The sequence below is a fragment of the Candidatus Ozemobacteraceae bacterium genome, from assembly GCA_035373905.1.
Lineage (GTDB): Bacteria > Muiribacteriota > Ozemobacteria > Ozemobacterales > Ozemobacteraceae > MWAR01.
The window spans coordinates 1-14,566 of the sequence record DAOSOK010000065.1 but is presented as its reverse complement, the minus strand read 5'-3'; the positions used below and the strand labels follow the sequence as shown (position 1 = coordinate 14,566).

General features: G+C 61.6%; 9 protein-coding genes. All 9 read left to right on the top strand.

The features are described from left to right. The coding region (locus tag PLU72_19705) for a hypothetical protein (GenBank protein ID HOT30409.1) at positions 1 to 1,232 on the top strand (1,232 nt) is incomplete at its 5' end. A gap of 7 nt (positions 1,233 to 1,239) precedes the next feature. Next, entirely contained in the window at positions 1,240 to 3,114 is a 1,875-nt protein-coding gene (locus tag PLU72_19700) for an O-antigen ligase family protein (GenBank protein HOT30408.1), read from the top strand. Continuing rightward, positions 3,111 to 4,550 carry a hypothetical protein gene (locus PLU72_19695; GenBank protein HOT30407.1) on the top strand — a complete coding sequence of 480 codons (1,440 nt, stop codon included), beginning with the start codon at positions 3,111 to 3,113 and terminating at the stop codon, positions 4,548 to 4,550. Before PLU72_19700 ends, PLU72_19695 begins: the two co-directional genes overlap by 4 nt. A 214-nt stretch (positions 4,551 to 4,764) precedes the next feature. Beyond that, the gene (locus tag PLU72_19690; protein ID HOT30406.1) at positions 4,765 to 5,271 is read left to right on the top strand and encodes an RNA polymerase sigma factor; all 507 of its coding nucleotides are present in this window, start codon (positions 4,765 to 4,767) and stop codon (positions 5,269 to 5,271) included. Beyond that, positions 5,259 to 5,678 carry a hypothetical protein gene (locus tag PLU72_19685; protein HOT30405.1) on the top strand — a complete coding sequence of 140 codons (420 nt, stop codon included), beginning with the start codon at positions 5,259 to 5,261 and terminating at the stop codon, positions 5,676 to 5,678. Before PLU72_19690 ends, PLU72_19685 begins: the two co-directional genes overlap by 13 nt. A 32-nt stretch (positions 5,679 to 5,710) precedes the next feature. Next, positions 5,711 to 6,982 (top strand): hypothetical protein, encoded by a 1,272-nt coding sequence (locus PLU72_19680; protein HOT30404.1) that lies wholly within the window; start codon positions 5,711 to 5,713, stop codon positions 6,980 to 6,982. Between the two features lie 355 nt (positions 6,983 to 7,337). Then, positions 7,338 to 9,077, top strand: a complete 1,740-nt coding sequence (locus tag PLU72_19675) for a serine/threonine-protein kinase (protein ID HOT30403.1) — start codon at positions 7,338 to 7,340, stop codon at positions 9,075 to 9,077. Then, positions 9,074 to 10,564, top strand: coding sequence for a diguanylate cyclase (locus PLU72_19670; GenBank protein ID HOT30402.1), 1,491 nt, complete (start codon positions 9,074 to 9,076; stop codon positions 10,562 to 10,564). Before PLU72_19675 ends, PLU72_19670 begins: the two co-directional genes overlap by 4 nt. Positions 10,565 to 10,751: 187 nt before the next feature. Next, positions 10,752 to 14,471 (top strand): tetratricopeptide repeat protein, encoded by a 3,720-nt coding sequence (locus PLU72_19665; protein ID HOT30401.1) that lies wholly within the window; start codon positions 10,752 to 10,754, stop codon positions 14,469 to 14,471. The last annotated feature ends 95 nt before the right edge of the window (positions 14,472 to 14,566 follow it).

The window sequence follows — 14,566 nt, the reverse complement described above, 5'->3', positions numbered from 1 at the left end:
CCGCCTGGAGCGAGCTCGCAGGCGAGTTCTCCCGGGCTCTGGCGAAGGCCGCGCCGACGCCTGCCCTTCTCGACGCGTTCATCGCCGAGACGGGCGCCGCATCGGCGTCGAACGATCTCGCGAAAGCGGCGGCGGTGTATGACAGGCTCGTCCGGCGCGTCCGGTTCCTCTCGATCGGATGTCCCGCGGCCGGCGGGGTCGAGCCTGTCAAGATCGACGTCGCCCTGACGAAGCGGTACGGCAACTCCCTGGCGCGCGTCGCCCTGCTTCACTTCGCGCTCGAGCGCCTCGGCATCGACAGTCGCGTCGGATTCATGCAGGGCTGGGACGTCAGCGGAATCAACGCGGAGATTCCCAGTTTCGGCCAGGCGGTCGCGGCGATTCTCAGGCTGGAAATCGACGGCCGCACGTTCTATACCGCCTGCGATAATGACTATCTTCCGTTCGGCATGCTCGACACCGACGCCCAGGGGACGACGGCGTGCTTTCTGACGGCGTCGGGAACCGATTTCGCATTCGAGCGCATTCCCGAAGGCGGCGCCGCCAACCGCACGGAGCGCCACATCTTCGTCCAGGTCGGCGCGGACGGATCGATGGACGTGCGCGACGTGCGAACGGTTCATGGCCCCGGCCAGACGGCGCTTCGCGGCCTGAAAGCGGCCAAGGAGCAGGAACGGCAGAATTTCGCCGAGCAGATGGCCAAACGCGTGCATCCCAAGGCGAAGCTTTCCGGATATACCCTGTCGGACCTCGACGATCTGAACGCCCCGGTGACGCTGGTTCTGAACTACCGGATCACGGACGGCGCCATCCGGGCATCGGAGGATCTGATGGCATTCCGCAACCATTGGATCAGCTATAATTCCCGTTCCGCCGGCCTCGCGACGCGAACGTATCCGCTCGATTACTACGCCACCGAGGAGACCGTGAACACGGTCGTTTTCGAGCTTCCGGAGGGGTTCCGCTGGGTGCCCTGGAACCGCGGCTATACCTGGACCTGCGGATGTCTGTCGTATGAATCGACCCTCACTCACCACAGGCAGACCCTCCAGTTCACCGACCGGTTCAGGGTTTCGCGCAAGACGTACATGCCGGGAAACGATTACGCGCATTACCGGAACTGTCTGCAGACGATGGCTGAACTGGCGAAACAGTGGCTGATCATCGAGCGCAAGCCCTTCACGCAGCCCAACGGTCTCAACGGCCCCGTCGCCCCCGACCCGCAGGGCTGAGCCAGTCATGCCGGAAGCGATGTTCGCAGGGTTCCTGCCTGCGTTCGTCATCCTCGTCCTGCCCGTGATCTACGCCGGCGGCGAGACGACCGCCGTCTTCCTGCTCGAAATGGCGGCGGCCGGCCTGCTTCTCGGCCGGTTGCTCGGCATCGCCGGGCCTGAAGGCGCCGCACGGGCGGCATCCGGAGGGCCTGCGCGCCGATTCTGGCATCTCGTTTCTGTCTGGCTCGTCCTGATCGGCCTCTCCGTAGCCACATCCGAGAACGCGGCCGCGTCGTTTCCGGCCTTCCTGAAACTGCTCGCCCTCGTGATGCTGACCGCGGCGGCAGCCGGCGACGCGGGGCGTTCGGGATGGCTCGCCGGCATCTGCTTCTCCGCCGGGCTGGCGGGGCTGTTTCACGGTGCCCTGGCCCTCCAGGAATACGCGGAAGGGGCCCCGATGCCGCTCACATGGGCCGATCCCGCTCTGCGCGCCGTCATACGGACGAGGTGCGCCGGCATCTTCACCGACCCGAACGTGTTCGGCGCCTTCCTGGCCGCCCTGATCCCCTGGCAGATCTGCGGCCTCGCCCTCGCATCGGAGGAGTGGCGAAAGCACGAATCGAGACTCCAGGCGTTTTTCGGGGCGGCCCTGCTGACGACGGGCGTCGCCCTGCTGATGACCTTCAGCCGCGGCGCCTACCTGGCGGCGATCGCCGGAGTCGTCGTTTCGACGATCATCTGGAAGCCGTCGCCGAAAGGGCCATGGTCCGGCGCAGCCCGCATTCTTTCTATCGTCGCTCTTATATTGATTATCATATTTTTATCCGGCCCGTTCAAGTATCGATTCATCAGCATCGGCAACACAAAGGACATGACGTTCTCCCAGCGCACGTTGATCAACAAGGGCATCTACGCGGCGGCCGCGAGCGTTCCCTGGACCGGCTACGGTCTCCACACGTTTTCCCAGGTGTATCCGCGCTTCAGGTGCGTCGGCGGGGATTATCCCATGAACGCCCACAACGAGTTTCTCCAGACCTTCGTCGAGGCCGGGCCGCTCGCCGCGGCCCTGCTCGCGATTCTCAGCCTCATCCTCTGGTGGGTCGTCGCGAAGCGGGCAGTCTCGTCACCCCCTTCCTGGCCTGCCGGAGCGGCAGCCGGCTGCTGGGCGGTCTTTTTTCTCCACAACCTGAGCGGATTCTCCTCGCGAATGCTGCCGACATCAGCCTTTTTCGCCCTGGCCGTCGGCGCTCTCCTCGCCTCAGGCTCGACTTCCGGACAGCCTTCCGCTGAAACTGCGACGAACTCAACCGCGAAGGTTCGCCCGCTCGCCATCGCCCTGCTTCTGATATATCTTCTGCTCGCCGTCAGGGAAACACGGCATCAACAGCAGCTCGACGCCGCCTCTGCCGAACTCGCCGCCGGCGATATCCGCACGGCCGAGGCCCGGCTGGTCGACCTGAGAATGCAGCGGCCGTCCGATCCGATGGTCTGGGCGCTTTCCGCACGCGCCGCCGAAGCCCGCTCCGATGCGGAGGCCGCGCTCGGACATTACGCACGGGCCGTTGACATCAATCCCCGGGAAGCCTTGTTCTGGTCGGAACGGGCCCGTATCATCGCCGCCGCGTCCGCCACCGCCAACGCCCTTCCCCTGATACGGCACGCGATCGAGCTCGATCCGGCTTCCGAGCAGTTCAGGCTCGATGCCGCGCGACTGCTCCTGGCTCTGAACAGGCCGCAGGAAGCGCTGAACGAACTCGACGCCGCCCTTCGCACGTCGCCGGGCTTTCACGATGTCTACAGAATCTATCAGCAGGTCGAGGAGCTTCGCCGCCGGATCGTCGAAATGGAACGGCCGACTGCAGCTGAAGAGCCTTCCGTGGCGCCGGGATTTTCCCGATGAACGAGTCCTGCCCGCCGACGGCATCGGATGCCGGTTGGAACAGCCGCGCTTGGGCGATCTGGCTGGTCTTCATCTCGCTCTTGTTCGTCATGCAGTTTTTCGACACCGGCGGGCTCTCCGGCCGCGTGACGACCGAACGATTCACGCTCGACGGCCGAAGCTATCAGGGCCTGCTGTTTTCCCCCGGCGGCCCCATGAAGGAAGTGGTTCTCGCGGCTCATGGGACCAACTCCCATCGCGAGATCTTCATGCCCCTGGCCTGGGAGTGCATGAACCGGGGCGTCTCTCTGTTCGCGTTCGACTCCCCCACGGTTACGACGGATGAAGGCGTCCGCATCAGAAGCAGGGAACTGGAGTCGGCCTTGTCGACTCTCGGAGCAAGCCATACCGGGCCTCTCCCCTTTCATCTGGCGGGTCATTCCGACGGAGTCCCGCCGTCGCTGGCGTTCGCCGGAAGATCTCGAGCCGGCCCGCTCAGAAGCGTGTCGATCCTCGGCTCGTTCGCGACGGCCGATATGGCGCATCTCGCGACCATCTCGGCATTCGCCGGCACGCTCGACCAGGTGTTCCCCGTCTCCGAGATTCGGGAATCCCTGGACGAGCACGCCGCATCGCCGACGCCCCTTCGTCTCTCACGCCTGTCGGACCATTTCACCGAGCAGTACGATCCCGTCCTGATCACCGCGGTCGCAGACTTCATCGCCGGCACGAGTCGATCGCCATTCGCCTCGGCGCGAAGGGTTCTGGGATTCGCGCTTCTCGCCGTCATTGCCTTTCTCGGCGGAACCCGGGCCGCGGGCCGAAGTGCCGCGTTCAGGGCGTTCTTCGTCGGAGCGGCTCTGGCGCTCTGGCAGTTCGGAAGCCGCCTCGAATGGCCGCGCGGGCCTGCGGTTCTGGCGCTGCTCGGCATGCTCGCCGGGCCGCTTCCGGGAGGACCGTCTCTCAGATTCGTCACCGTTTTCTGGAGTCTCATGGCGATCAACGTCTCGGCGGCGTCCGCCTGGTTTCGCGATAATATATCTAGCGATATTATATGGTTGCCGCTCATGATGTTCTGGTATCTCTCCGCATGGGTCGTCAAGCTGACCCTGTTCGTCGTCTCCCTTGTTCGTCGGGCGGATCCGTTCGCCCTGGAAGCGATGCCGTCGCCCCTGCTGGTCGTCGCCATGCTGGCCCTGGCCGTCCCGAACCTGCCGGGCCTGCTGGGCAGAACGTTCCAATCCAGCGCCGCAAACTCGCACGACACCCGTCAGCGCACTCTTGCGCTCCTTCTCGTCTCGATCATGGCCGCGCTGTGGGTCGTCCGGTTTTTCCAGGGCTTCCTCCGTCTCGAAATCCTCGAATCGATGGCCGGCACCTACCTGCGGACCCTTCTCCTTCCAGCGCTCTGGTTGTTATGGAAGAGCATTTCTGCCCTTCGGGCATCAGCGGAATAATCAAGTCCAGAATATTGAGTCCCAGAGAATGAAACCGAACCGTTCGCCCTGAGCCTTTCGAAGGGCAAGAGCACTCGTGCGTAGACAGGCTCAGCACGAACGGGAATGTGAAGCGGGCTTTTGATATACGGAATCATGAATTCACCAGGGTGAAAAATCGCGAAATAATTTCGGCGGGTTTGCGTATCATTCCAGGTGAAGGATGAAACAACCGATGCCGAACGAATCGATCATGGACCTCTACCGCCGGAATCCGAAAGAAGGGTTCCGGCTGATCTACGGAGAGTTCGCGCCCCGCCTGAAAGCCTACCTGATGAGTTCGTTCGGCCTCGGGTCACAGGCCTCGGAAGATATCATTCACGACGCCCTCCTGCCCTGGGTCGAAACCCCCGCCAGGATGGCCGCGATCGACAACCCGACCGCCTACCTCTTCGCGTCCGTCCGTAACGGCGCGCTGCAGGCGAAACGGCGCCCGATGAGCCCGTTGGGCGACGAGGAACCGCAGCAAACCGCCGACCCCGACCCGACGACCGGCCTCGAGATCCGTCGGGCGCTGGCGAAACTTCTCGAGGAACAGCGCGAAGCGGTCGTCCTGCGCGTCTGGGGCGGATTGTCCCTCGCGGAACTGGCGCAACACCAAGGCGTCCCGCTGCAGACGGCCTCGTCCCGCTACCGGTATGGCCTCTCGAAACTGAAGGAGCTCCTGTCATGGGTGGAATGAACGATACCGATCCCTTCGCCGAATCCCTGCGCGGCAGGCTCCCCCTGCCGCCGGTTTCGGACGATCTGCTCGGCCGGCTCGAACGGCGAGCGGAATGGTCGCAACCGCGGCTTCAGCCCCTCATCGTCATCGGACTGACGCTGGCAGTTCTCGTCTGCCTGGTATTCTATACCTTATCATATTCTTCGACCGCCCCGTCCAGGCCACCGTCGTCCGGAGCGCTTCCGGCATCACTGCCGAACCCTCTCCCGGCGAACGTTCCTGTCGCGTACGCGACGCCGCCCGACGATGAGGTCGAAAGCGTGCTTTCCATCGTTTCGAAGCACCGTCTCGAACGCGAACCGGCCTTCAATTTCGTTTTCGATACGGTCGCGCCTCGCGGCGCAGACCGCCAGTTCCTTCTTTAATATAAACAAATATTATATCAGGAGGATTTCCCATGAAAAACGCACTGGTGGTTCTCGTATCGTTCCTGTTGATCGCTCATCCGCTTATCGCCAGGCCCGGCAATGATCCGAACGGCGCCGTTCGCTACCTGAACGCGATCGGGCATCTTCCGGCCGTTCCCAACGAGGTTCTCGACGAATTCGGCAAGATCGAGACCTTCGACGCTCTGGGCGCTCTCAGCACTGCATCAGCCCTGCTCCTGCGCGATCCGAAAGTCAAAAGCGCGATGGATCTTCTTCGCCTCGGCGCGGCCTGCCGGCAGTGCAATTTCACCCCAGACGACCGCCAGCATTTTTCCGACTACATCCCTCCCTACCGTCGTCTCCGCCAGCTTGCGCGGCTCGCCAGAGCCTGGGCCTGGCAGCAGGAAAAAGACGGCAGGCCCGAGGCCGCGTTTGACACGCTGACTTCGACCTTCATGCTCGGCCAGCATATCGAGGACAACGGCCTGATCATCAGCACCATGATCGGAATCGCCATCCGCAAAATCGCCGCGAACGCCCTCATCGAGTTCCGCTCGCGGCATCCCGAAGAGATCTGGAAAACCCGCCTGACGGATTTCTTCAAGCGCATCCCCAGCCCTGCCGCAGATATAAAGGCATCCGTCGAGTATGAGCGCACGGGGTTCATCAACACGCTCCGCGACGCCAAAACGAACCCGGAGCTCTTTCGCGACATCGGCATGGAACTGGATCTGCCCGCATCGGCAAGCGTCGCGGCAAAGCCCGACAAGACAAACGCCTGTCATGCGAACCTTCGTGTTCTCATGGGGGCGCTTGAAATGCTGCTCATGGATTATTCCCAGCCGCTTCCGGCAACGATTTCGGGAAATCTCCAGCCGAGTCTCGTCCAGCTCGGGTATCTGAAAACCCCCGCGACCTGCCCCGACGGCGGAACATACGACCTGACCGGTCTCGAGTCGGCATCCCCGCGCGCGACCTGTTCCCTGCACGGCAATCCCGACACTCCCCACGAAGCCGCGATCCGTACGGAAGATGAGAAGCGGGAACGAACGGCGGCGTATCTGATCAACCTGGCCGCAACACCCGATTTCGATCGCCTCGTGGAGGAATGTTCGAAGATGTATGACGAGCTGATCGCTGTCGATCCGAACGCCCCCGATGCCGAAGCGAAATTTGATGACATCCAGAAACGGGTCGAGTCGTCGGACAACATTTTCATCAGAAACGGCATTCCGAGCCTGAAAAAGGCCTCGTTCGAGGCGCAAACCCTCCAGGAGCTGATCGACCGGCTTCTCCGGTGATCCCCCCGCATCGTCCCCGATTCCGTCGCCTGCCGGCGAACCAGCTTCACTCCCATCGCCGGCAGGCGACGTGCATGTATTGAGTCCTGCAGGATGAAAACCACCCGTTCGCCCTGAGAATGTGGCTGTTCGTGCTTCGACAAGCTCAACACGAACGGAGACCCGAAGCTGGTTTTTGATATGCAGGATTCAATAGGCGCATTCGGCGCCCCTCTTCAACCCCGTGATTGCGCCGCCTCTATCCGAATGTGCTTTCACGTTGCGGAATACTGCCCCAATACAGAAGATTGTCAAAGATCGGTTTGAATGCTAGGATTGCCAGTTGAGGATTCATGGGGAGGATCGGTATTTTCCAATGGAACGGCTGCCAGTGGGAGAACTGGAATTTCTGCTTCCGGTTCTTGCCGCATGCCTCGTTGCGCTTCTTGTCTTCCGCGTGCTTCATCGTAGATGGCGCCAGGCTTCCGAAGAGCATCTCCGCAGCGAGTGGCAGAAAAAACGGGATCGCCTCATCGTCCTCATGAAAAATGAGACGCCGGCCCCAGAGCAACGAAAAGAGGCGGAAACCCTGATCGCGGCAATCCAGTCGGAAGAAGATCGCGTGCTTGCGGATAAGCCGTTGGCGACCGCCCTGATCAAAGGCAAGTTGTTGACCGGCGATTTTTCAAAAGCCGAAAAGCTTATCAAATCGTCGGCACAGCGCTATCCCGAGGCCGCCGTCCAGTGGCAGGATCTCGGAATCGACCTCATCGTCGCAAGAAAGGCCTCGGATTCCCAGTCGATCGAACAGCTCCACGATGCCTGCATCCGAAACCCCGCCCGGGAAGCCTGGGGGAAGCGTCTTCTCGCGGTGATGCTCGCCGGGCATCCGATTTCCCGGAACTCGGGACAGGCACTCTGGGAATACTACCGCGCCCATCGCGATTCCAGAGCTCTTCAGTTCCTGGGCGACTCGTACGACAAGAGGAAACTTTTCAACAGAGAATCGCTGCCCATCTTTCAAGCCCTCGCCGAAGTTGAAAAGGGAAAGGTCAAATGGCATTACGCCCTGGCGCGATGTCTGTATGAAACGGGTGACCAGGCGGGGGCCGGCAGGGCCCTCGAGCAGGTGCTGACGCTCGACCCGTCCTATCATCCCGCGTTCGAGTTCGCCCGCCGCCTCCGTCAGATGCAATCCCCGGCTCCCGGAACCTCGGCTCCCCCCCCTTCCCCCAGGCCGTCGCAGACGAGCCAGGATACTCCCGGCATCCCGGCCGGCGCACCTCCCCTCCCCGCAGGATCAGAAACGGCACATTTCCTCCCGCCGCGATATGTCCAGGTTGTCGAGGTCGGCCGCGGCGGCATGGGGACGGTCTACAGGGCCTTCGACGAGATTCTCGCCCGGGCCGTCGCGATCAAGACGCTCAACGAGAGTCTCGCTCAGACCGACCCCGAGCTCCACGAGCGATTCCTCAGCGAGTCGAGAATCCTCGCGACCATGGATCATCCGTCCATTCCCAAGGTTTTCGACGTCTCCGTTTCGCCGCCGATTTTCATCTCTTTCGAGTTCATCAAGGGGGAAAACCTCCGCACCCTCCTCGAAACGGGACCGCTCGCCCTCGATAAAGCGCTGAAAATCGGCAGTGAAGTCGCCGAAGGCCTTCAGCACGCCTTCGAACGCGGCGTTCTGCACCGGGACATCAAGCCGGAAAATATATTAATCGAAATAACAGGCCGCACCCGCATCGTCGATTTCGGTCTTGCTTCCAGCGCACGAAAGGTACAACTGACCCAGACCGGCGTCGTCGTCGGCACCCCATGGTATCTCGCCCCGGAACGCCTGCGCGGACAGCCGGCAACCCTGGCGAGCGAAATTTTCGCCTTCGGCGTGACGCTCTTCGAGATGGTCTGCGGCCGGCGCCCCTTCACCGGCGATGACGTCACCGTCATCCTGGTCCAGGATCCCCCCAAACCGCGCTCTCTGAGGCCTGACTGCCCGCCCCGTCTCGAGGTTCTCATGCTCGACTGCATCAGCAAGAATCCGAACAATCGCCCTTCCGATTTCAAGGAGATCAAAGCCGAACTCGAGGCTGCGACAAAGGACATATCCGGATGAAACTCGTGTTGAAGGATCAGAACGGCAACCTGCTGCACGCAAGTTCCATTACGCCGGCAACCGGCGACATCAAGATCGGTCGCACCGATTCCTGCCAGATCAGGCTCAATTCCCTGAACATTTCGAGAGAACATCTTCTCGTCCGCTGCGACGCGCAAGGCCAGGTCCTCATCCAAGACCTTCACAGCACCTTCGGAACACCCATCAACGGCATGAAAATCCAGCCGGGCATCTTCCTGCCATTCCAGCCCGGCTCGGTCGCCCAGCTGTCCCAGGACGTCTTCCTCTTTCTCGAGGCCGGCCCGGAGATCGGCATGACCGGCATCGCCGATCTGAAGTCCCCGGCGGGGGGAACCAGCGATCCGCCGGTGTTTCCCTTCTTCCTCAGCCGGAACGAGAACCTGGTCCGGGAAACCTTTCAGGACCTGCGTTTCAGGCTGCCCCCGGATGTCCAGAGCGAAGTGGATTCGACGGAAACGGTCATAAAAAGCCGCATGCGCGAGTTGAGCGCGGTTCTCGAAGTCAGCTTCGCCCTCAGCTCGATCACCAATTTCCAGCGCCTGCTTGAATATACGATCGATATGGCCCTCGAGGTCACCGGCGCCGAACGCGGCGGTCTCATTCTCTTCAACGAACAGCGGCAGATGTTCGAAATGGCCGTGTTGCGCAGACTGGGCACCGGCGAAATCGAGCAGGACATGAAGACCTCCGGAAGCCTTATCAGGCGCTGCTTTCAAACGGGCGAGACGGTGGTCATCCGCGACACGTCCACCGATCCGGCGGTCGCGGGAAACCAGAGCATCGTTCTCAACAAGATCCTGTCTCTCGCCGTGACGCCGCTGAAAATCCAGTCGGTGATCATCGGGGTACTGTATCTCGACAACCGGCTGTCGGCCAACACGTTCACAGACCGAGTGCAGGAGCTGCTGCGCGTGTTCGCGGCGCAGGCATCCCTCGCCATTCACAATTCACGACTTCTCTACCTCGCGACCACCGACGGGCTGACCGGTCTCCTGAATCACAAGCACTTCCTGAACCGTCTTCTCGAGGAGTTCTACCGGGTCAGGCGCCACGGTTCCACGCTTTCTCTTCTCATGCTGGACATCGACCATTTCAAGAGGTTCAACGATACCTACGGCCACATAGTCGGCGACAAGGTGCTGCGACACGTCGCCCAACTCCTTCGCGACAAGCTGCGCATCCATGATCTCGCCGCCAGATACGGAGGAGAGGAGTTCTCGATTCTCCTCCCCCAAACCGATCTCACGGGCGCATCCCACCTGGCCGACAAGCTGTTGTCGGCCATTTCATCCAACCCCCTCGTTCATGAGGGAAAACCGCTCGAAGTCACCATCAGCATCGGAGCCGCCGAATTCGATCCGAAGGGGATGGACAGGCCGTTGGTGCTTGTTAAAGCCGCCGACGCCGCCCTCTACGAGGCAAAAAAGCGCGGCAGAAACCAGGTCCGGCTCTACCCTATCGTCTGACTCGCCACCGAAGCGGCAATGCACCTGGGCTCCCGCTCCTCCCGTTTTCATCATCGCCAGGGAAAAGGGGTGCCGCATACCCGGGACCTTCGCGTCCTGCCCGCGTGCTCGAAGCAGGATGACGGATTTTTCATGTTTTCCTCGTATTCAGGGAGAGATGCACTTCTGCCGATAACTGATCCGTCGTATGACCAGAAAACGTCTCATCCTGCTGTTCGGACTCTGGCTGGCCGCCTCGGCGCTGCCGGCCGATGCCGCCATGGATTACGCCCTCGAAAACAAGCTTTCGGCGTCGATTTCGAACGCGGAAGGCCTGTATCAGGCGGGACAGTGGGACAAGGTCCTGACACTGGCCCGTCAGATCATGAAGGAAGCCCCGGCGGACCATCCGACACGTCAGCGAGCGTATGATCTGATCATTCTCGCCACCGACAGCCGCAGCCGTGAACAACTCGGCGAGCAGCAGGCGGCCACGACAAAGAAAAACAAACAGACTGCCGAACAACTCGTCGCCGAAGGCTCGAAGCTGATGGGCGAGAAGAAATTCGCTGAGGCCCTCGACAAGTTCAAGAACGCCGTCCGCAGTTACGGCGGCGACGCCGAAACGTGGTATATGCTCGGCTATGCGTTCCAGCGCACCGACAAGCCCTATGAGGCATACGGCGCCTACAAGCAGTGCTTCAAGCTCAACGACAAACATCCGCGTGCGCTGTTCCACCTCGCGGAGTTGGCTTTCTCATTCAAGAAATCGGCCGAGGCCGAAGATTTCGCCCGTCGCCTGATCGGCGAGATCGAAACGCAGCTCGACCAGCTGAACGGCCTGTTTTACGAACAGCGGGCGGCGAACCTCAACGACAAGGCGATCGCCACGGCGCGCAAGATCGCGGCCTACAAGCGCAACCTCGGCCAGGCTTCCTACATGCTGGGTCTGCTGACGGAAACCCGCGGCGCCCTTCCCGACGCCAAGACGGCCCTCGAACGCACCGTGAAGCTGAATCCGACCTCGATGGACGGTTACTACCACCTTGGAAAAGTGTATCTGCGGCTCGGCATTCTGCACCAGTCGACCGTCGCGTTCGAGCAGGCGATCCTGATCGGCGAGAACGCGCTCAAGGAGAACCGGGCGAAAGCGAAGAAACTGCTCGATGACGGCAAATCCGATGCTGCTGTCGAGGCGGAACTCCGCACGAAGGCGATGTCGGGCCGTCTCGCCCTGTGCTACTACGGGCTTGCCGTCGCCGAGCACCGGCGCGATGACGTGACGACGGCCCTCGAACAGATCGACAAGGCTCTCGAGCTGAAACCTGAATTCCTGCAGGCGCGGTTTGCCAGGGCCGTGTTCCTGGCCACGAAGCGGGAGTTCCAGTCGGCTCTGTACGAGATCCGTCAGGTTCTCAAGAACGCGCCGCCGAACAGCCCCGAGGCGAAGCGCGGTGTGCAGATGCTCAAGCTCCTGATGGATCAGTCCATGGCTGCAACGAAGCCGGAGCAGTTCGCCGCCCGCGCCGCCGAGAGCAAGACGATCGAACTCGACGTGCCGGTCAAGCACATGCAGGGGATCGGCGGCCGGAAGGCCGAACGGGACTGGGATAATATATTCCCAGTGATGTCAGAAATCCAGGGCCTGATCGACAAGGGCAACGTGCCGGAAGCGGTACGCCGGCTGATCCATCTCGGCATGGAGCATCCGGAAATCGCCGAGATTCACGCCGTTCTCGGCTTCTGCTACATGGAACAGAATCGTTGGGGCGACGCGGAAATCGCTTTCAAGAAAGCGCTGGCGATCAATCCGAACGAGGCCCAGAGTCTGTCGAGCCTGGCATATATAAACGCCATGCGCGGCACCCTCCTCGACAAAGCGCTCGAGATGGCGAACAAGGCGGTCACCCTCGACGGAAACCGGGCTGCATTCCGACACACGCTGGGCTGGGTCTATTTCAAGCAGGGCGAACTCGACAAGGCGATCTCCGAGCTGAACAAGGCCCTCGAACTCGATCCGAACTATATCCTCGCGAGATACAACCTCGGCCTCGCCCAGTATCTCTCGGGCACGTTCGAGATGGCGCTCGTCTCGTTCGACACCGTGCTCGCGAAAAAGCCCGGCCACGTGAAAGCAGGATTGTTCAAGGCTCTGACACTTGCCAAGCTGAAAAAGGTTCCCGAATCGCTGGCACTGCTCGAAAAGCTGAAGAAGGACCTTCCTGAAAAGGAAACGCTCGTCAAGGTTGTTTCGACGCTGCACGACAAGCTCAAGCTCGCCGAAGAGCGGAACACCGACCTGCCGATTCCCGAGATGAAATCGCACGCCCCCATCGCGAAGCTGCTGGCCCAGGCCCGCACGTATCGCAGCAAGGGCCTCGTGAACCATGCTAAGGAGCTGTATCTCGAGTGTCAGCGGCTCGCGCCGCGCGAGTTCGAGCCCTGGTATGAGATGGGCGACATGTATGCCCGGGCCGGCCTCACGAACCCGGCCCTGCGGGCGTGGGAAAAGGCTCTCGAGCTCAATCCGAACTCGTACGATCTCCAGTTCAACATGGGGCGCATGCAGTATCGCCTCCAGAAGCGGGACAAGGCCCGCCAGGCGTTCGTGAACGCCCAGTCACTCAAGCCGGCCGATCCCGAGCCTCATTATTATCTCGGCCTGATGGCCTACGAAGACAAGCGGTTCGAATCGGCCGAAAGCTACTCCCTCGCTGCCCTGCGCCTGAAGCCGCGCCACTACAAGGCAATGGCGCTGCTGGGCATGGCCCGCATCAGGCTCGGCCGATATCTGCCGGCCCGGGACGCCTACGAGATGCTGTATGCGAAAGCCCCGACCGATTCGCCGATCAGGCGCCACGCCCGCAAGAAGTTGTGGGAGCTCACACGGCTTCTCGCCCCTGAAAAGGGGCCGTCGTATGCCAACGTGAAGCAGGTTCAGGAGCAGATCCAGCGCCGGATCGAGGGCGCCGATCGGTCGCAGAGCGTGTCGCCGGCGGCCGCCGGCAAACCGGTTCCGGAATACGGCAAGACGATGACGACCGACGAAAAGTTGTGGGTGCTCAAACGGCTCGAGCAGTTCCCGGTCATCGCCCGCCAGGCGCCGTACTCGTACGGGCCGGGGACGACGGGATCGGCTCTCAGCAACGAAGAAAAGCTGTGGGTGCTCAAGAGACTCGAAGGGTTGAAGTCGGCGAAACAGCAGTTTGCGCCGCTCCCGCCCCCTCCCGTCACGTCTAAATACAAGCTGCATGAGGCTCCAAAGCCAGTGCGCCCCGAAGATCCGTCGGATGCGGACACACTGGCCGGGCTCGAAGCAGCCGAGAAGGGCTTCATGAGCGAAGCGCTCGACCGCTTCGAAAAGGCGCGCACGGCATCGCCGAAGAATCTCGAAGTGCTGATGAACCTCGGTTTCCTGCACACCCTGCTCGGCAACTTCAAGAACGCGTTCGAGGCGTTCTCGCAGGCGGCTCTCCAGCATCCGAAGAATCCCGCGCCGAAGCTCGCGCTGGGCAACCTGTACTGGCTTGGAGGCAAGGGTCCCGAAGCGGTCGCGCAGTGGAAAGGCATGATCGGCAAGGTCGCGCTCGACCCGAAGTTCAGCTTTATCAACCGTTCGGAAAAGGTCTGGAAGCGTGTTCTCGACACCAACCCGACCGACCCGGACGCGCACTCGAACCTCGGCATCGTCTACCTGTTCTCGCAGCGCTATACGGATGCGATCGCCGAGTTCCAGAGCGTGCTGACCATCGCGCCGGCACGTCAGGAGCACTCGTTTTACCAGGCGATGGCATGGACGATCATGTATTGCGGCAACAATAAAACAGCGACGAAGAAGGAAGCGAAGTCCGTGCTCGTACAGCTCGAGACGCAGGCGCCGCCCTTCCCGCACTCGCGCCTGCTCCGGCAGTATCTGGAGACGCTATGACCCGGTTCCGCACAAACTCAGTTATCATAATCGTTCTGCTGATCCAGCTCGCCCAGGTTTTTCCGGTTTCGGCTGAACTGCAGGTCCTGAGCCTT